The following is a 16,324-nucleotide window of genomic DNA, read 5'->3' on the forward strand; positions in this document are numbered from 1 at the left end:
GCCGCGTCACCGACCGCAAGCGGCCGTTCGCGAAGGAGTCCCGTGTCCTCGTCCTGCGACCCCCAGTACGCTCCGATCGGCGACGTGAGCACCGCGCTCATGCTGATCGACTCCCGGCTCCAGTCCGTCTACGAGGGCAAGACCGCAACGGACCCCGAACAGCGGCGCATGGTCGACCAGTTCGCCGCATCCCTGGGCGCGGCCGGACTCGACGACCTCCTGGAAGGCACCTGCACCCTCATCTACATGTACATGAACTGGCTGCGGCAGGCCTGCGCCAGCCAGGACGAGGACGTCGTCGGCTACTCGGTGCCCGCGCTGGTCGCCACGATGCGGATGATGCCCCGCACCTTCAAGCCCGAGGTCGTCCCGATGATGGCCGGCCTGCTGATCGCCGCGGGGACGGGGCTGAGCCCCAATTTGTGGCGCGCCCAGTACGGGCCGTGGACCAAGGACGAGATGAACCCGCTGGAGGCCACCGCGGTCCTGCTCGCCGAGCACATCAACCGCATCGCCGGCGACGACCACAGCTTCGCCACCCGCCTGATCTCCGACGCGCTCGGCCGCCTCGACGAGGAAGAGGTCTGAGCAGGAGGAACACAGGGGCCCCGCTACCCGCGCACGGGTAGCGGGGCCCCTGCGATGTTGGGCGGGATCCGGTCAGATGTCGCCGAACTCGCCGCAGCGGACGGCGGCGACGAACGACTGCCAGGCATCGGCCGGGAAGGCCAGGACGGCGCCCTCGGGATCCTTGGAGTCACGCACCGGCACGTGGCAGGGAGCCCCGATCGCCACCTCGACGCACTGCCCTGCCTGGTGGCTGTAGCTGCTCTTGCGCCACGGGAGCGCCACCTCGATGCAGTCGCCCCCGTTGCCGCCGCTGTAGCTGCTCTTACGCCAGGTCAACATGGCCAGCTCCTTGGACTCTTACACCGGGAAGTCGCCCTTGCGGACGGCCGCCACGAAGGCTTCCCAGGCGGAGGCCGAGAAAACGAGCGCCGGGCCGTGCGGGTCCTTGGAGTCACGGACCGTTCCGGGGCGTGAGTCATCGACCTCGACGCACCCGCCTTGCCCGTTGCTGTAGGAACTCTTCCGCCATGCGGCGTCAGCCGGGTGCATGCGGTTCATGATTCCTCCGCGTCTTCCGGATCGACGAGTCAGATGTCGCCGAACTCGCCGCAGCGGACGGCGGCGACGAACGACTGCCAGGCATCGGCAGGGAAGGCCAGGACGGCGCCCTCGGGATCCTTGGAGTCACGCACCGGTACCCGACCGGGAGCCCCGATCGCCACCTCGACGCACTCGCCCACGTTCGTGCTGCTGTAGCTGCTCTTGCGCCAGGTCAACACGGCCAACTCCTTTGACTCTTACGCCGGGAAGTCGCCCTTGCGGACGGCCTCCACGAAGGCTTCCCAGGCGGAGGCCGGGAAAACGAGCGCCGGGCCGTGCGGGTCCTTGGAGTCACGTACGGGGACGAGGCCGGGGAATCCGGGGGCTACCTCGATGCAGTCGCCGCCGTCCGGGCCGCTGTAGCTGCTCTTGCGCCAGCTGGCCGCGTTGAGCTTGTTCCGCATCATCTCTGAACCCTTCCAGCGCCTCGGCGATCAGCGCGACCGACTCGCCCGCCGTGAGCGCATCGCCACGCAGCCGATCATAGCGCCGCCGATGCCCGGAAACGACGGTCGGATCGTCGCTGGGATTCCCCACGTCAAGGCTCTCGGAGTACGCCAAGTGCTGTCCATCCGGCATCTCCAGAAGGACCATTGAGATTTTGATAATCGTCGCCCGAGCCGTGAACGGCACCACCTGAATGACGATGTTCCCGCGTTGAGCAACGCGCAGCAGGTGCTGCATCTGCCGCACCATCACCCTGGGCCCGCCAACCACCGACCGGATGGCGCTTTCGTCCAGGAGAACCACCAACTGTGGTCCGCCTTCGGTGAGGAACCGCTCCTGTCGCGCGAGCCTTGCTGCGACCCTATCCTCGATCGCTCCAGGGCGCTCATCAGTGCCGCTCGCTTCGAACATCGCTCTCGCGTAGTCCCTGCACTGCAGCAGCCCATGCATGTAGTTGGCCTGGAAGATTTGGAGCCCAACCGCCTCGGCCTCTGTGTTGGCATGGGTCTGGAACCAATCCGGATGTTCAATCCCGGCGTTCCAGTCCACCCTTGCCCAGAGCCGCTTCAGCGCGCCGCCGGTCTTGAGCAGTTCATCGGCCTTCTCCACCAGGTTCGGCGGCATGCGGCGCTGCCCGGTCTCGTACCGGGTGATGTTCGTCCGGCTGCAGTGCAGCAGATCGCCCAGTTCCGCCTGGGTGTAGTTGGCCAGCTCCCGGTAGAACCGCAGCTCCTCGCCGAACAGCTCGGCCGAGCTCGCCGTCAACTCCCGCTTGTGCCGCCGATGTGCCACAGCTGGCCCCCTCATACACCACATGCCACTGGCACCTGATTTCGGCCATCACCGTACCTCCAGCGCCCGATCATTGAGACCGGAACGCAATCATCTGCATGCATAGCGTGATTGCGCGCTACCTTCGTGCTCCCTCGTGCGCCCCCTGAGGAACTTCGCCATGCTCAAGGCCTGCTGCAGCCCCCGCCCCCGTGCGTTCGTCGCGCGGCTCGACTCCTGCCTCGAATCGACGCGCCTGGCGCGGCAGTTGCTCCGGGCGTACCTCGCGGCCCTGCCCTCCGGGGAGCGCTACTCGGACGTCGCCGAGCTCCTGCTCGGGGAGCTGTTCGCCAACGCCGTCCAGCACTCGGACGCGCCCGACGACCGCCGCATCGAGATCCGCTTCGCGCTCACCAACGGGCTCCTGCGTATCGAGGTCCACGACGCGGGCAGCGGCCGGCCGGCCCTGCGTTCGGCCTCCCTCTGTGACGAGCGTGGGCGCGGGCTGTTCCTCGTCAACGAGCTCTCCGCGCGCTGGGGTTGTTGCCCGCGCGTGGGCGGGATCGGCAAGTTCGTCTGGGCGCTGATCGCCCCCACCGCCGCGCTCGCGGCCTGACAGGGAGTGCCCACCATGCGACTGGCCCTCACCGCCCGCCACCTGCTCGACACCGGCCACGCCCCCGCCGAGGCCTACGCCGCCCTCGCCCGCCGCACCGGCGAGCCCCTGCGCTCGGCCCGCGCCGTGTGCACCGCCCTCACCATCCCCGCCGCCGAGGTCGACCGCCGCCTGGACGACTGCTACGACGCCCTGCTCGCCGACCCGCGCCCGGGCTGCGAGGCCGACACCGGTGAACTCCTCGAAGCCCTCGGCGTCTTCGACGTCCCCAAGCGGCTCACCCCGCACGAGCTGGCCGTCGTCGATCTCTTCCTCACCGCGATCGACGCCCTCGGCGGCATCCGCGCCGGCCACCAGCACGGCCTCACCCGCTGGTTCACCACCGGCAACCTCACCGCCGCCTACCTCTCCCTCGCCGCCACCAAGCCCCTCCCCACCGCCGGCGACCCCGCCCGCTACTGGACCACCCTCATCACCGCCGGCGAACTCCTCACCGCCACCCCCGACCCCGACGTGCGCCTGCGCAACGCTCTCGCCCGCTGCCGCACCCACCTCGCCCGCACCATCGCCTGAGCGCGGGAAGTCGGCCCCGCCGACTTCCCGCGCCCGGGCGCCCCCCGGTCAGGCCTTGTCGAGGACCTCCGCGAGGCCCACCGCGGCGAAGGCGGCCTCCAGCTCTGCGCGGCCCTCGGTGAAGTGGGCCCAGCTGTCGTGGTGGACGGCCACCACCCGGCGCGCGCCCAGCAGCGCGGCGGCCTCGGCGGCCTGGGCGCTGTCCAGAACCAGGAGCCCGCCGTCGAACAGGACGGGGAAGCGCGGCGCCCCGGCGAACAGGATCGCCGTGTCGAGGGGCGCGTAGCGCTGCGCGATCTCGCCGACGACCTCCAGCGAGGCGTTGTCGCCGCTGACGTAGACGGTGGGCAGGCCCTCGCCGGTCAGGACGAAGCCGACGACCTGGCCGGTGACGGCCTCGACGTCCTCGCGCGCGCCGGGCCCGTGCAGGGCGGGCACGCCGGTGACGGTCACGGTGCCGCCGCCCGGGCGCTCCAGCTCGACGCTCTGCCAGTCGGCCAGCCCCCGGGCGGTGCCGCCCAGGCGCTGCCCGCCGCCGGGGGTGGTGAGGGTGAGCGGGACGTCGGCCAGCAGCGCCCGGCCGGAGGTGTCCAGGTTGTCGGCGTGCTCGTCGTGGGAGAGCAGCACCACGTCGATGCGGCCGACCTCGGCGAGGGCGCCTGCGGGCGGGGCGGTCTTGACGAGCAGCGGGCGGCCCTCGCGCCCGTACTCGCCGGGCTCGTCGAAGGTCGGGTCGGTGAGGAAGCGCAGGCCGCCGTACTCGAACAGGGCGGTCGGGCCACCGAAGACGCGCACGGGGAAGGAAGCGGCGGAAGAAGCCATGACGACAACACCTCTCACGGATGGGATTGGAGTATCCGTGAGAAAACCTAGGGGATCATCACGGATGAGCGCAACCGATACCATGAGAAACATGACGGAGACCGCCCCCGGCGCCCCTGCCGACACCACCCCCGACACCGCCACCCCCGACGCCGCCACCCCCGCCGAGGACCCCACCGCCGTGCCCCCGGCGCCCGGCGAGGAGCAGCACCCCTGCCTGGCGCTGGCCAACAGCGCGATCGCCCTGCCCGGCGGCCACCTCCTCGACGCCCTCGCCACCCCCGCCGGCGCCGACCACTGGCTCCTGGAGAGGGGCCTGACCCCCGGCCCGGCCGGCCTGCAGGAGATGTGCGCCTCCCAGCTGCGCGCGATGCGCGAGCACGTGCGCTCCCTGCTGGCCGCCCGGGCCGCCGCCCACCCCGCGCGGCCCGCCGCGCTGGCCGCCGTCAACGACGCCCTCACCCGGGTGCCCACCGCCCAGCTCCTGCAGTGGGACGAGTCCGGCCCCTACCGCGCCGCCCCCCACCCCACCGCCGCGATGCTCGACCACGCGCTGGCCGCCGTCGCCGCCGACGTCGCCGACCTGCTCACCGGACCCGACGCCGAACGCCTGGCCGCCTGCGGCTCCCCGCCGTGCAACCGGTTCCTGCTGCGCCAGGGCCGGCGCCAGTGGTGCTCCACCCGCTGCGGCGACCGCGCCCGCGCCGCCCGCGCCTACGCCCGCCGCACCCAACAGCCCACCCCCTGAACCCCGTTCCTCCGACCGCGGGCCGCCGTTTCCCCCACCGCGCCGGAATAAACCGTGCAACTGGCCCAAGTCCACGGTTGCACGCAACCCGCTGACTGAAGGAAAGTCATGGGGTTTGGAGCAACTGCAGAGGTTCGTACGCTCGCACGGAGCTAAAGCAATCAATTGCAGGGGGAATCGCGAAGATGGTTTTCAGCAACCTGCCCCAACAACAGCGGGAGTTGCCCGAGGACGGCACGACCAACCTGTGGGGAGTTTCCAGACTGTCCGAGGTGCACCGGGTCCCGGTCGCCTCACTGCGCCCGGCCGACTCCCCCCGGCACCAGTCCGAACAGGCCGAACACACCCACCTCCTGGCCAACAGCGCCCAGGAGTTACCGCCGATCGTCGTGCACCGCCAGTCCATGCAGGTCGTCGACGGCATGCACCGGGTGCGGGCCGCGGAACTGCGCGGGCAGTCGGAGATCCGCGCCCGCTTCTTCGACGGGGCACCGGAGGACGCCTTCGCCCTCGCGGTGCGGGCCAACACCAGCCACGGCCTGCCGCTGTCGCTGTCCGAGCGCACCGCGGCGGCGGTGCGCATCCTCACCACCCACCCCCACTGGTCCAACCGCGCCATCGCCGCGGTCGCCGGGCTGTCCGCCAAGACGGTGGCCGCCCAGCGCCGCAAGCTCGGCCCGGCCACCCAGACCACCGCCCGCATCGGCCGCGACGGGCGGGTACGCCCGGCCAACAGCGCCGAGGGACGCCGCCTGGCCGGCCGCCTCATCCTGGAATCGCCCGGCGCCTCGCTGCGGGCCATCGCGCAGAAGGCCGGCATCTCCCCGGGCACCGTACGCGACGTCAGGGCCCGGCTGCTGCGCGGCGAGGACATCGTGCCGCTGCGGCACCGGTTGGACGAGAACGGCCGCGGCGGCCTCAACGAGAACCGCCAGAGCGGCGAACGCCGGCCCCCGGTGGCCCGCCTGGTCGCCGCCCCGCCCCCCGCCCCCGGCCGCGACGACAGCGGCGTCAGCGGCATCTTCCCCAGCCTGTGCCGCGACCCCTCACTGCGGCTGACCGAGAACGGCCGCCGGCTGCTGCGCATGCTGGAACTGCACACGCTGGACGGGCAGGGCTGGCAGAGCGTCGCGCAGTCGGTGCCCGCCCACCGCGCGCAGATCGTCTCCGAGCTGGCCCTGGAATGCGCCCGGCAGTGGCAGCGCTTCGCCTCCCAGGTACGCGAGCGGGCCGTGGCCCCGGTCGCGTGAGCAACCGCCGCACTGCCTGAGCAACCGCCGCACTGCCTGAGCAACTGCCGCCACCCGCCCGAACAACTGCCGCCGCGCCGCGTGAGCAACTGCCGCCCCCCGCCTGCCAGTCGCGGCGGATTTCCCCACTTGCCCATCCTTGACTCCGAGTTCGCGCCACTGCTTACCTGACGCACCGCAACCGGATGTGTTCGTCCACCGACCTGTCCCGCTGGTATACCGCCGCAGAAAGGCCGTATCGACAATGAGCGAGCCCAGGAATGCACCCGCAGCCGAGCAGCCGGCCGGCGCCGGGGAACTCCCGTTCAATCCGGCCGACCCGGCACTCCAGGCCAATCCGTACCCCGCCTACCGCCTGCTGCGCGACGCGTTCCCGGCCCTGCAGGGGCCGCACAACGTCTGGCTGATCAGCCGCTACGAGGACGTCGAGGCACTGCTGCGGGACCGCCGCCTGGGCAAGGACTTCAGCAACTCGACGTTCTTCGAGCAGATCACCGGTGCCGAGGGCGACGACCCGCTGCCGTTCCTGGGCGTGGACGACCTGGACGCCAAGCTGTTCATGCTGACCGACCCGCCGGAGCACACCCGGCTGCGCGGCCTGGTCGCGCAGGCCTTCACCCCCGCCACGATCACCGCGCTGCGCGAGTCGGTCGCCGAGATCGTCGACGAGCTGCTGGGCGAGCTGCCCGAGCGCTTCGACATCATGGACCGCCTCGCCACCCCGCTGCCGATCCGGGTCCTGGGCACCATGCTCGGCATCCCCGAGGAGGACCGCGAGCGCTTCACCCTGTGGACCCGCGAGATCGCCGCGCTGCTGGACTTCGACACCGTGCTGACGCCCGAGCAGTCCAAGGCCCGCCGGGTCGCGGTCGCCGAGTGCACCGGCTACTTCGTCGAGCTGGCCACCCGCCGCGACGGCACCGAGGGCGACGACATCGTCTCCCAGCTGGTGCGCGCCCGCGACGAGGGCAGCGCCCTGACCACCCACGAGATCGCGGCCTCCTGCCTGCTGATCGTCGTGGCCGCCCAGGAGACCTTCTCCAACCTGATCGGCAACGCCGCCCTGGTCTTCGCCCGCCACCCCGAGGCCCTCGCCCACCTGGCCGACGACCCGAAGACCACCGACGCCACGATCAACGAGATCCTGCGCCTGGAGCCCCCGGCCCACCAGGTCGGCCGGATCGCGCTGGAGGAGGTCGAACTGCACGGGAAGACCATCAAGCCCGGCGAGGCCGTCATCCTGATGGTCGGCTCGGCCAACCGCGACGAGCGGGTCTTCACCGACCCCGACACCTTCCTCCTCGACCGCGAGGGCCCCGGCCACCTCAGCTACAGCCGCGGCATCCACTACTGCCTGGGCGGCCCGCTGGCCACCATGATGGCCCGCGAGGCCCTGCTGGGGCTGGCCACCCGGATCACCTCCCTGGAACTGGCCGACAAGGACGTCACCTTCAAGCCCGGCTCCACCGGCCTGCGCGGCCCCGCCCAGCTGCCGCTGGTGGTCACCAAGCGCTGAGGCCCCCACGGACCGTGCCCTGCCCCTTCCCCCGGGGGCAGGGCACTTCGCGTACGCGGGCAAGCGCCCCGCTCACGGCAGCACGTCGTAGGTGTAGAGCGCGGAGGCGTCGAGCACGGAGGCGGGCGTGGCGCCGGGCCCGAGCGGGGAGACGATCGGATCCCCGCTCCGCTCGCCCCGGAAGGTGGCCGCCGGGAAGCTCATGTCCGGGGCGTACAGGCGCCCGAAGCGGTTCATCCAGCCCTCCCAGATCCGGTCGACGTTGCAGTGGTGGAGGAAGAACACCGGGTCGTTGGGGGAGGTGCCCGGCGACATGTCGCCGCCGATCCACACGTGGACCTGGTTGTGCAGGTGCACCGGGCGGGCCGGCTCGCGCGGCAGCCAGCCCTCCAGCAGGTTGCGAAAGCCCTTCGAGGAACTGTCGAAGGCGGGCGTGTCGTAGCGGTCGGCGGCCTTCGTACTGCTGGCCGGCGGCTGATAGGCCAGCGCGCTCTTGACGTCGGCGCCGGTGGGCAGGGTCGGCCAGTCGACGGCGAAGGAGCGGCGCAGGCCCCGCGGCCGGGCCGTCTGGACGGGCATGCCGCTCAGATCGCTCTCGATGCGCACCGCGAACGAGCCGGCATCGGCCGCATCGAAGGCGAACCTGCCCGTGCTCACCGGGTCGCCGTCGCCACCGAGGTAGTCGGGGCCGAAGACCGCGGCGTCGGTGGGGGAGCCGAGGTCACCCTCGGCGGACCAGTCCCAGTAGGGCAGGGCGAAGCCCGGCTTGCCCAGGACCTGCTGGATCCGCGCCTCCAGCAGGCCCAGCATGACCCGGTGCCAGGGCAGGAAGATCGGCCCGCGGTGGGCGGCGTTGCGCCGCGTGGGGTCACCGCCCGGCGGAACGGGCGTCATCATCGTCCAGCAGTGCCAGATCACGAACTGGTCGTACGTCGACACCGGGACGCTCGGCCCCGGCACGCCCAGCCGGTCGGTGGTCACACCGGCGCTGTGGTCCTGCTTGAGCGCCAGCACACCGGCGACGTAGTCCTCACGCGCGCCCGCGTCGGTCAGGATGTTCCTGCGCACCAGAGCCATCTCAGCCACCACCCCCGCCGCCACCGCCCTGGCCGCCGCCACCACCGCCCTGGCCGCCACTGCCCTTGTCACCACCGGCCTGGTCGAAGGCGCCGGGGAAGTGGCGGATCAGCGCCTCGACGGTGTCCACCGCCGAGTAGAACTGGTAGGCGGGCAGGCCGTGGCAGAACAGCACCCCGTCCCGGTCCACGTCCAGGGCCGCCGGCAGCGCACGCCCGTCCACGGTGATGTCGTAGGTGGTGACGATCCTGATCCGGTGGCCCTGGTACTGCGCGGTGCGCACGGAGGACGAACGCCCCGCCTGCCCACCCATACCGCCCATACCGCCCATGCCGCCCATGTGGCCGGGCGCGGGCCTGATGCCCGCCAGGTAGCGCCCGAAGGCGTCCGGCTCGGCGGCGGCGGCCAGCTGCGCCGCGGTGAAGGTCGGGTCCATGTCCACGTCCCGGGAAGTCGCGCCATCGACGCACCGCCGGCCGGCGGCCGCCGTCCCTCTCCCACCATCGCGCCGCCCCCGCCCCCGCGCAGCTCGGGCAGCGCGCGGCCCCGGCGCGCACCACGCACCGGTTGAAGAGGCAACCAGCCTGCGGCGCACCGCCGCCGACCGTGACCGGCGAGGGGGCCGACCGTGACCGGCGAGGGGCCCGCACCGGCGGGCGCGAACCGCGAACGCCGTCCGCGCCCCTGGCGGCCCGTCAGGTATCGTCACTCGCCACCGAGACGCGACCGCCCGTCCCGGTGAGCCCGGGAGGACCCATGGAGACCCGACCGACGCCGCAGGAGCCCCGCCCGGTCCTGCTCACCGGCGCCGCCGGCCGCATCGGCACCAGCCTGCGGGAGCTGCTGCCCGCCTACGGCTACCGGCTGCGCTGCTTCGACCGCCTGCCGGTGCCCGGCGAGCCCGAGGCGATCACCGCCGAACTGCAGGACGCCAAGGCCCTGGCGGCGGCGGTGCGGGGCGTCGACGCCGTGATCCACCTGGCCGGGCTCGCGGGGGAGGCGCCGTTCGCCGACATCCTCGCCGCCAACATCGACGGCACCCACCGGCTCTTCGACGCCGCCCGCACCGCCGGGGTGCGCCGGATCGTCTACGCCAGCAGCAACCACGCCACCGGCTTCACCGAACGGCCCGCCGGCGGCGCCGTCGTGCCGGTGGACGCCCCGCCGCGGCCCGACACCTACTACGGGCTCTCCAAGTGCTTCGGCGAGAACCTCGCCTCCCTGTACGCCGACCGCCACGGCACCCAGACCGTCTCCCTGCGCATCGGCTCCTTCGCCGACCGGCCCCGCACCGTGCGGATGCTCTCCACCTGGCTCAGCCCCGGCGACTGCGCCCGCCTCGTCCACGCCGCGCTCACCGCCCCCGTGTCCGGCCACGCCGTCGTCTACGGCATCTCCGCCAACACCCGCGCCTGGTGGGACCTCTCCTCGGCCCGCGCGCTCGGCTACCGGCCCCAGGACGACGCCGAGGCCTACGCCGCCGAACTGACCGCGAGACTGGGGGAGCTGCCCGCCGACGACCCGGACCACCGCTACCTCGGCGGCCGCTTCACCCAGACCGGACACTAGGCCCACGCCGCCGAGGCCCACGCCGCCGAGGCCCGCGCGCGGCCGAGGCCCGCGCGGGCGAGGCCCCACGCGGGCGAGGTCAGCGCGCGCCCATGTCGCCGGTGGCGGGCGTGCCTTCGGCGAGGGCGTAGCGCAGGTACACGGTGCCCTTGGGGCCGGCGGCGGGCGGCTGGAGCAGTGTCAGGTTGGTGGGCACGGCGCCGGCGTCGAAGACCTTCTTGCCGACGCCGAGCGTGATCGGGTGCACCCACAGGTCGAGGCGGTCGAAGAGCCTGTCCCGCAGCAGGGTCTGCACCAGGTCCAGGCTGCCGACGACCCGCACCTGCTCGTGCCGCTCGCGCAGCGCGCCGACCTCGGCGCCCAGGTCCGCCCCCACCCGCACGGACCCGGCCCAGGAGAGGTCGGGCGTGCCGCGCGAGGCCACGTACTTGGGGACGCGGTTGAACAACTCCGCGATCTGCCCGTCCTTCTGGTGCGGCCAGTACGCGGCGAAGATGTCGTAGGTGCGCCGCCCCAGCAGCAGCGCGTCCGTGCCCTCGTACGCGGCCAGGATCTGCGCCCCGGTGGCCTCGTCCACCAGCGGCGCCTGCCAGCCGCCGAACGGGAAGCCCGCCGGGTCCTCGTCCGGCCCGCCGGGCGCCTGCCCGACCAGGTCGAGGGTCGTGAACAGCTCGATCCGAATGACGCCCATGCCTGCTCCCGGTGAAGTCGATCCGCCCCCGTCATGATGCAGACCCCGGGACGCCGGAAAACTCATCGCCGCGCCGCCCGCCGCAGCCTCCTTCGGCACGAAAGCGCCGCGCCGCCGGGCCGCCGGCGCGCCGCCGGGCCGCCGGCGCGCCGCCGGGCCGCCCGCGGGCCGGCCGGGGCCTGCCCGGGGGTGCTGGCCGCCACCCCGGGAAGGCCCCGGTCCGCCCGCGCGTCCTAGCCGCGCAGCCGGGTGGTCTCCAGCGCCGGGGAGGCCGTGATCTCGGCCTCGGTGAAGCGCTCCGTCACCCACTGCTTGCGCGAGAACAGCGCGGTCTGGTCGGTGTAGTGCGGCGACGCCGGGTTGACCGACTCGCCGTAGGTGAGCACCGTGCGGGTGCGCGGGCCCTGCGGGGTCAGCTCGGTGGCCATGACGAAGCTGGAGCCGCGCGCGCCGGTGCCCGGCTGCGGCACGCTGCCGCCGGTGCTGCCCGAGGCCGGGGACGCGGTGACCACGTCGAAGCAGCCCGCGCCGTCGTCGCAGCCGTGCAGCGCGATGCCCGCCCACCGCTGGACGTCGCCGATGGTGGCGTCCAGCGCGGTGCCGTCCCTGCCGAGGCGTTGCACCGCGTCCGCCAGGGCGCGCCGCACGTCGGGGCTGTCGCCGTCGAGCCCGCGCGGGGTGGTCAGCGGCTGCGCCGGGTCGTACGGCACCCGCCACACCGGGTTCCTGGTGTGCAGCCCGTAGCCGAACGCCTGCCACAGGACGGCGCCGTGGCCGGTGTCGTCGGCGCGGGTGTTCCAGGCCGCCAGCACCTCGCAGGCCCGGCTCACGTCCACCCGGCTGCCGTCGCTGGCGCTCAGCACCGGGTTGGCCCGGCACATCGCCACCGCGTCGTCCCGGTCGAGTTCGGCGTTCTGCTCGCGGTCGCCGAACATCGCGGCCTGCAGGGTGGACAGGGTGAAGCCCGGCGCGCCGAGCCCGTCCGTGCCCTCCCGGCGCTCGGCGATCATCCGCAGGCCGAGCTGGGCGCGCGGGCTCAGACGGGGCTCGGTGCCGTAGATGCCGGGGTAGCCGGCCAGCGGGGCCGCGGGGTTGGTGAGGTACGGGTTGTTGTTGGAGTTGGCGACGTAGTCCGCGCGCTCCAGCCGGGGGTGGTTCGCCGGGCCGAACAGGCCGGGGACGACGGCGCCCGGGTCGGTGCCCCAGGCGCAGGAGGTGATCGAGCCGTCCAGGACCGCCGGCAGGTCGTGCGAGGGCACCAGCGTGCACCGCGCGAGCTGCTCGTCGCTCAGGTGCGGGACGGCGGAGGAGTCGGTGAAGTACGTCGCGCCGCTGACGTCCGAGGCGAAGGTGTAGCTCCACGGCATGCCCTGGTAGGTGTCCTGCGCCCGCTTCAGCTCGGCCACGCTCTGCGAGCGGTCCATCGCCAGCCACTCGCTCATCGAGCGCAGGTTGTCGGCGTTGGCGTCGCGGAAGGCGTAGGCGTAGGTGTCCGTCCAGCCCACGCCCGCGTCCTGGTCGGCCAGCACCGGGCCGTAGCGGGAGGTGTAGATCGTGCGGGTGACGGTGGACAGGCGCCCGTCCGCGCCCCGGACGGTGACGGGCACGTCCTGGCGCCCCATCCTCTCGGCCCGGCCGTCGACCAGGTAGGAGGTCGGGTCGCCGGGCACGAGCGTGAGCCGGTAGACGGACCCGTGGTCGGCGAAGCTCGTCGTCGACGTGAAGGCCAGGTCGCGGGTGTGGCCGATCTCCACGACCGGAGTGCCGTACAGCGCCGCGCCGGAGACGTCCAGCACGCCCGGGATGGTCAGCTGCACCTGGTAGAAGCGGTGGCCGCCGACCCACGGCAGGTGCGGGTTGGCCAGCATCATGCCGTGCCCCTCGCGGGTGGCCTCGCGCCCCAGCGCCCAGGCGTTGCTGCCCAGGTCCCGGCCGTTCTGGCTCCCGTCGGCCGGGCGCTTGACGCCACCCGCCCGCGCCGGGGCCGCACCGGACGCGGCCGCGCCGGGCGGGGCGGCGGTGGCGACGGCCGTCTGGACGTCGGCGATGCCGGCGTTCCCGTTGACCTCGTAGATCAGGTTCCAGATGTCCTCGGCGGTGATCGGGCCCACCCACTGCCGGCCCCGGCAGCTCGCGTCGGGCAGGGCGTCCACACCGGTGTCGCGCAGGTAGCGGTCGTAGCCGGCCGCGTAGCCCTCGACCATCCGCCGCAGGTCCTCGGTCGGGCCGAGCGGCGCGCTCTGCTCCAGCAGCCGGTGCACCGTGCCGGCCCGCCGAAGTCCCTGGTGGTAGGTGTCGAGGGCCAGGTTCATGCCGTCGCCCGGGCTCTCGCCGTCCGGGCCGAACCAGCGCGACCGCTCGCCGCGCAACGTCACCACCTGGTCGGCGAGTTCGCACAGGTTGTCCTGCGCGAAGGCGTACCCGTACCCGTAGCCCAGGCCCCGGAAGTCGTGCGCGAGGACGTGCGGGATCCCGTACTCGGTGCGCCGCACCTGCGCCGAGTAGCCGTCCCCGCCGCCGAGTTCGCGATCGTCGCCGGCCGCCAGGGCCGGAGCGGGCAGCAGCGCCGCGGTGACCGAGGCCAGCGCGAACGCGGCCAGGGCGCAGGCGAACCGCCGCGGAAGAAGAGTGAACTGACGTCGAGTCATGCCCCCCACCCTGCCGCCCCGCGGGCCGCGCGACATCGGCCCGGCGATCTATCCCGCCCCCGGCCCATGGGCCTGCGGATGTACACCCCGGGGCCCGCCGGAATACCCCCGCGCGGCGCCCGGTTGAGCCGGAGCGTGAACCAAGATCCACACCAGCTCGCCGGCCTCCACCCGCTCCTCGCCCAACGCGCCAGCCCCACGGCCTTCGACCCCTCGGCCGCCGTCGACGACCACACCCTCGACCTGCTGCTGGAAGCCGCCCGCTGGGCACCCTCCGCCGGAAACTCCCAGCCCTGGGGATTCCTCACCACCCGGCCCGGCGAACCGCGGCACGAACGCGTCACACGCCACCTCGCCCCCAGCTCGGCCCGCTGGGCGACCGGCGCGGGCCTGCTCGTCGTCACCCTGACCCGCCGCCACGTCGACGACAGCACGATGACCTACTCGGAGTTCGCCGACTACGACCTCGGCCAGGCCGTCGCCCACCTGACCCTCCAGGCCCAAGCCCTCGGACTGGCCGCCCGCCAGTTCCGCGCCTTCGACCTGGACGCCCTCACCGAGGAACTGCGCCCCGCCCCGGGATGGGCGATCGTCTCCATGGTCGCGCTCGGCAAACCCGCCGCGGGGCCCGCCGCCCCCCGCACCCGCCGCACCATCGCCGACCTGCGCACCGCCCCCTGGGCACCACCCCCGCAGTGACCGCCCCCGCAGTGACCACCCCCGGCCTCACGCCCCCGAACGCGGGGCAGGGGAGGCGCCGTCCGCCGGCACCTCCCCTCCCGAACCCTCGGCACCACCCCGGTGCCGGCCCGTCAGCACGCGTGCTGCTTCACGGCGCGACGCTGGAAGCGCGCGGCCACCGGACGGCGGCGCAGCCGGGCCGCCTGCCGGGCCTCGCGCACCAGGCGCTCGTGCTCGGCGCGGTCGGCGAGCTCGTGGGCCTGCTGCTGGAAGGTCTGGTACTCGATCATCTCGGTTCCCCTCCGGGGGTCTTGCCGTTCCGTTTCCCTGACGAGTAAGAGCTTCCTCTCCCAGTGGGGGGCGGGGCATCGGGAGCCTGCCCGATCCTGCGGCCCCGGATGCCTTAGACCGGGCCCCGGACACCGTACTTACCTCGATTCAGAGGAAACCGCAGGGTCCTTACCTTACTTAGAGGGACTTAGATGCCTTAGACGCCTTCGATGGGCGGGGTTGACGCGCCCTCAGTGCCCTCAGGCGGAGCCCCGGCGGAACCACCCGCTCCGATCGCGCGTCCACGGGTCGGACCCGGTGCGGCACCCGCCCGCGGCCCACCGCACGACAACCGAACGGCGAAGGACCGACCGACATGACCACGCCCCCCACCACCCCCGACACGCCGCAGCCCCCCGCCACCCTGGCCGACCCCGCCACCCCGGCCGACCCCGCCACCCCGGCCGGCGGCGCCGCCCCGGCCGGCAGCGCCGCCCCGGCCGGCAGCGCCCCCTCGCGCCGCCACCTGCTGCGCCTGGGCGCCGCGGCCGCGGGCGGCGCCGCCCTGCTCGGGGCCGCGGCAGCGGGCGCCGTGCTCGCCGGCTGGCTGCCCGGGCAGGTGGCGCTGAAGCGGACGCTGGGCATGACCGGAACGGACGGCACCGTCCCCGCGGTGACACCGGGAACGGTGCACGTCGAGCAGGTGCGCTCCGCGGCCCGGGGCCGCGAGGTCACGCTGGTGACCATGCTCCCGCCCGCCACCGCCGCGAGCCCGGACCTGCCGGTGTGCGTGCTGCTGCACGGGCGCGGCAACGACGCGCAGGGCATGACGGCCCTGGGAGTGCCGCAGTTCCTGACCGCCGCCGTCCAGAGCGGCGTACCGCCCTTCGCCGTCGTCGCCGTCGACGGCGGGGACGCCACCTACTGGCACCAGCACGCCCCCGGCGGCGACGACCCGCAGGCGATGCTCCGCGAGGAACTGCCCGGCTGGCTGCACGCCCGCCAACTCCCCACGCCACGCGCCGCGCTGGGCATCTCCATGGGCGGCTCGGGCGCCCTGCAGTACGCCATCGGCCGCACCCGCGCCGGCCGCAACCTGGACGCCGTCGCCCTGCTCAGCCCGGCCCTGTTCCGCACCTGGGCGGACGCCCGCACCACCGGCGGCTACGCCGACGAGGCCGACTGGCAGGCCCACGAGCCGACCCTGCAACTGGACCGGGCCCGGATCGGCGCCCTCGGAGTGTGGTGCGGCCAGGAGGACCCGTTCTGCCCCGCCGCCCGCCAGGCCGCCCAGCAGGCCCGGGCCCGACAGGCGCACTTCCCGGACGGCGAACACACGGACGGCTTCTGGCGCCGGGTCATGCCCGACGCCCTGGCCCTGCTCGGACACACCCTCACCACCGGCTGAGACGCCCGCCGGCCCGCCCCGTACGAGTGGCGCGATCTTGACGACCGCAGGCGTCCACGCCACTCGT

The 16,324-nt window shown here is 73.5% G+C and carries 20 protein-coding genes; 9 read left to right on the top strand and 11 right to left on the bottom strand.

Annotated features, from left to right (window positions below; all coding sequences use genetic code 11):
* Positions 1 to 42: 42 nt before the first annotated feature.
* Positions 43 to 588, top strand: a complete 546-nt coding sequence (locus AB2U05_RS36885; protein ID WP_045704559.1) for a hypothetical protein — start codon at positions 43 to 45, stop codon at positions 586 to 588.
* Positions 589 to 660: 72 nt separating this feature from the next.
* Here the strand turns inward: AB2U05_RS36885 and AB2U05_RS36890 are convergent, their stop codons facing one another.
* From AB2U05_RS36890 to AB2U05_RS36910, 5 genes are read right to left on the bottom strand one after another with little or no spacing between them, the layout of a single operon-like run.
* Positions 661 to 909, bottom strand: a complete 249-nt coding sequence (locus AB2U05_RS36890; RefSeq protein ID WP_369185759.1) for a DUF397 domain-containing protein — start codon at positions 907 to 909, stop codon at positions 661 to 663.
* 18 nt (positions 910 to 927) lie between these two features.
* On the bottom strand, positions 928 to 1,128 hold the full coding sequence (locus AB2U05_RS36895) for a DUF397 domain-containing protein (RefSeq protein ID WP_369185760.1): 201 nt from the start codon (positions 1,126 to 1,128) through the stop codon (positions 928 to 930).
* Between the two features lie 29 nt (positions 1,129 to 1,157).
* Positions 1,158 to 1,349, bottom strand: coding sequence for a DUF397 domain-containing protein (locus AB2U05_RS36900; protein ID WP_369185761.1), 192 nt, complete (start codon positions 1,347 to 1,349; stop codon positions 1,158 to 1,160).
* Positions 1,350 to 1,367: 18 nt separating this feature from the next.
* The gene (locus AB2U05_RS36905; RefSeq protein ID WP_369186063.1) at positions 1,368 to 1,505 is read right to left on the bottom strand and encodes a DUF397 domain-containing protein; all 138 of its coding nucleotides are present in this window, start codon (positions 1,503 to 1,505) and stop codon (positions 1,368 to 1,370) included.
* Positions 1,462 to 2,382, bottom strand: coding sequence for a helix-turn-helix domain-containing protein (locus AB2U05_RS36910; protein WP_369185762.1), 921 nt, complete (start codon positions 2,380 to 2,382; stop codon positions 1,462 to 1,464). Before AB2U05_RS36910 ends, AB2U05_RS36905 begins: the two co-directional genes overlap by 44 nt.
* Before the next feature lie 187 nt (positions 2,383 to 2,569).
* On the opposite strand from AB2U05_RS36910, the gene AB2U05_RS36915 reads away from it, so the two are divergent.
* Positions 2,570 to 3,004, top strand: coding sequence for an ATP-binding protein (locus tag AB2U05_RS36915; RefSeq protein WP_369185763.1), 435 nt, complete (start codon positions 2,570 to 2,572; stop codon positions 3,002 to 3,004).
* A gap of 15 nt (positions 3,005 to 3,019) precedes the next feature.
* Positions 3,020 to 3,577: a hypothetical protein gene (locus tag AB2U05_RS36920; RefSeq protein WP_369185764.1), complete on the top strand. Its 558-nt coding sequence runs from the start codon at positions 3,020 to 3,022 to the stop codon at positions 3,575 to 3,577.
* Positions 3,578 to 3,625: 48 nt separating this feature from the next.
* Here AB2U05_RS36920 and AB2U05_RS36925 read toward each other — a convergent pair whose 3' ends face one another.
* On the bottom strand, positions 3,626 to 4,399 hold the full coding sequence (locus AB2U05_RS36925) for an MBL fold metallo-hydrolase (protein WP_369185765.1): 774 nt from the start codon (positions 4,397 to 4,399) through the stop codon (positions 3,626 to 3,628).
* Positions 4,400 to 4,490: 91 nt separating this feature from the next.
* Here AB2U05_RS36925 and AB2U05_RS36930 point away from each other — a divergent pair, with 91 nt between their 5' ends.
* The 3 genes from AB2U05_RS36930 (at position 4,491) to AB2U05_RS36940 (ending at position 7,913) form a co-directional block, all read left to right on the top strand.
* Positions 4,491 to 5,147: an ABATE domain-containing protein gene (locus AB2U05_RS36930; RefSeq protein ID WP_369185766.1), complete on the top strand. Its 657-nt coding sequence runs from the start codon at positions 4,491 to 4,493 to the stop codon at positions 5,145 to 5,147.
* A gap of 185 nt (positions 5,148 to 5,332) precedes the next feature.
* Positions 5,333 to 6,397, top strand: a complete 1,065-nt coding sequence (locus AB2U05_RS36935) for a ParB/RepB/Spo0J family partition protein (protein ID WP_369185767.1) — start codon at positions 5,333 to 5,335, stop codon at positions 6,395 to 6,397.
* Between the two features lie 244 nt (positions 6,398 to 6,641).
* On the top strand, positions 6,642 to 7,913 hold the full coding sequence (locus tag AB2U05_RS36940; RefSeq protein ID WP_045704573.1) for a cytochrome P450: 1,272 nt from the start codon (positions 6,642 to 6,644) through the stop codon (positions 7,911 to 7,913).
* A gap of 72 nt (positions 7,914 to 7,985) precedes the next feature.
* Here the strand turns inward: AB2U05_RS36940 and AB2U05_RS36945 are convergent, their stop codons facing one another.
* Positions 7,986 to 8,990, bottom strand: coding sequence for a tyrosinase family protein (locus tag AB2U05_RS36945; protein WP_369185768.1), 1,005 nt, complete (start codon positions 8,988 to 8,990; stop codon positions 7,986 to 7,988).
* Between the two features lies 1 nt (position 8,991).
* Complete coding sequence (locus AB2U05_RS36950; protein ID WP_369185769.1) at positions 8,992 to 9,426, bottom strand: hypothetical protein; 435 nt, start codon at positions 9,424 to 9,426, stop codon at positions 8,992 to 8,994.
* Positions 9,427 to 9,746: 320 nt separating this feature from the next.
* On the opposite strand from AB2U05_RS36950, the gene AB2U05_RS36955 reads away from it, so the two are divergent.
* Positions 9,747 to 10,559: an NAD-dependent epimerase/dehydratase family protein gene (locus AB2U05_RS36955; protein ID WP_369185770.1), complete on the top strand. Its 813-nt coding sequence runs from the start codon at positions 9,747 to 9,749 to the stop codon at positions 10,557 to 10,559.
* Between the two features lie 79 nt (positions 10,560 to 10,638).
* Here AB2U05_RS36955 and AB2U05_RS36960 read toward each other — a convergent pair whose 3' ends face one another.
* Together AB2U05_RS36960 and AB2U05_RS36965 are read right to left on the bottom strand one after the other, a co-directional pair.
* Entirely contained in the window at positions 10,639 to 11,250 is a 612-nt protein-coding gene (locus AB2U05_RS36960; protein ID WP_045704577.1) for a dihydrofolate reductase family protein, read from the bottom strand.
* A gap of 233 nt (positions 11,251 to 11,483) precedes the next feature.
* Positions 11,484 to 13,898: a penicillin acylase family protein gene (locus AB2U05_RS36965; RefSeq protein WP_369185771.1), complete on the bottom strand. Its 2,415-nt coding sequence runs from the start codon at positions 13,896 to 13,898 to the stop codon at positions 11,484 to 11,486.
* 135 nt (positions 13,899 to 14,033) lie between these two features.
* Between AB2U05_RS36965 and AB2U05_RS36970 the strand changes: the two genes are divergently transcribed.
* Positions 14,034 to 14,597: a nitroreductase family protein gene (locus tag AB2U05_RS36970; protein WP_045704579.1), complete on the top strand. Its 564-nt coding sequence runs from the start codon at positions 14,034 to 14,036 to the stop codon at positions 14,595 to 14,597.
* A gap of 113 nt (positions 14,598 to 14,710) precedes the next feature.
* Here AB2U05_RS36970 and AB2U05_RS36975 read toward each other — a convergent pair whose 3' ends face one another.
* Positions 14,711 to 14,869, bottom strand: a complete 159-nt coding sequence (locus tag AB2U05_RS36975) for a hypothetical protein (RefSeq protein WP_157882276.1) — start codon at positions 14,867 to 14,869, stop codon at positions 14,711 to 14,713.
* Between the two features lie 356 nt (positions 14,870 to 15,225).
* On the opposite strand from AB2U05_RS36975, the gene AB2U05_RS36980 reads away from it, so the two are divergent.
* Positions 15,226 to 16,257: an alpha/beta hydrolase gene (locus tag AB2U05_RS36980; RefSeq protein ID WP_369185772.1), complete on the top strand. Its 1,032-nt coding sequence runs from the start codon at positions 15,226 to 15,228 to the stop codon at positions 16,255 to 16,257.
* Positions 16,258 to 16,324 lie beyond the last annotated feature (67 nt).

The sequence above is a fragment of the Streptomyces sp. Y1 genome, assembly GCF_041053115.1.
Lineage (GTDB): Bacteria > Actinomycetota > Actinomycetes > Streptomycetales > Streptomycetaceae > Kitasatospora > Kitasatospora rubellomurina.

Coding starts and splice junctions, on each gene's coding strand:
- AB2U05_RS36890 (WP_369185759.1), bottom strand. CDS start 909: ATGTTGACCTGGCGTAAGAGCAGCTACAGCGGCGGCAACGGGGGCGAC.
- AB2U05_RS36895 (WP_369185760.1), bottom strand. CDS start 1,128: ATGAACCGCATGCACCCGGCTGACGCCGCATGGCGGAAGAGTTCCTAC.
- AB2U05_RS36915 (WP_369185763.1), top strand. CDS start 2,570: ATGCTCAAGGCCTGCTGCAGCCCCCGCCCCCGTGCGTTCGTCGCGCGG.
- AB2U05_RS36920 (WP_369185764.1), top strand. CDS start 3,020: ATGCGACTGGCCCTCACCGCCCGCCACCTGCTCGACACCGGCCACGCC.
- AB2U05_RS36925 (WP_369185765.1), bottom strand. CDS start 4,399: ATGGCTTCTTCCGCCGCTTCCTTCCCCGTGCGCGTCTTCGGTGGCCCG.
- AB2U05_RS36930 (WP_369185766.1), top strand. CDS start 4,491: ATGACGGAGACCGCCCCCGGCGCCCCTGCCGACACCACCCCCGACACC.
- AB2U05_RS36935 (WP_369185767.1), top strand. CDS start 5,333: ATGGTTTTCAGCAACCTGCCCCAACAACAGCGGGAGTTGCCCGAGGAC.
- AB2U05_RS36940 (WP_045704573.1), top strand. CDS start 6,642: ATGAGCGAGCCCAGGAATGCACCCGCAGCCGAGCAGCCGGCCGGCGCC.
- AB2U05_RS36945 (WP_369185768.1), bottom strand. CDS start 8,990: ATGGCTCTGGTGCGCAGGAACATCCTGACCGACGCGGGCGCGCGTGAG.
- AB2U05_RS36950 (WP_369185769.1), bottom strand. CDS start 9,426: ATGGACCCGACCTTCACCGCGGCGCAGCTGGCCGCCGCCGCCGAGCCG.
- AB2U05_RS36955 (WP_369185770.1), top strand. CDS start 9,747: ATGGAGACCCGACCGACGCCGCAGGAGCCCCGCCCGGTCCTGCTCACC.
- AB2U05_RS36960 (WP_045704577.1), bottom strand. CDS start 11,250: ATGGGCGTCATTCGGATCGAGCTGTTCACGACCCTCGACCTGGTCGGG.
- AB2U05_RS36965 (WP_369185771.1), bottom strand. CDS start 13,898: ATGACTCGACGTCAGTTCACTCTTCTTCCGCGGCGGTTCGCCTGCGCC.
- AB2U05_RS36975 (WP_157882276.1), bottom strand. CDS start 14,869: ATGATCGAGTACCAGACCTTCCAGCAGCAGGCCCACGAGCTCGCCGAC.
- AB2U05_RS36980 (WP_369185772.1), top strand. CDS start 15,226: ATGACCACGCCCCCCACCACCCCCGACACGCCGCAGCCCCCCGCCACC.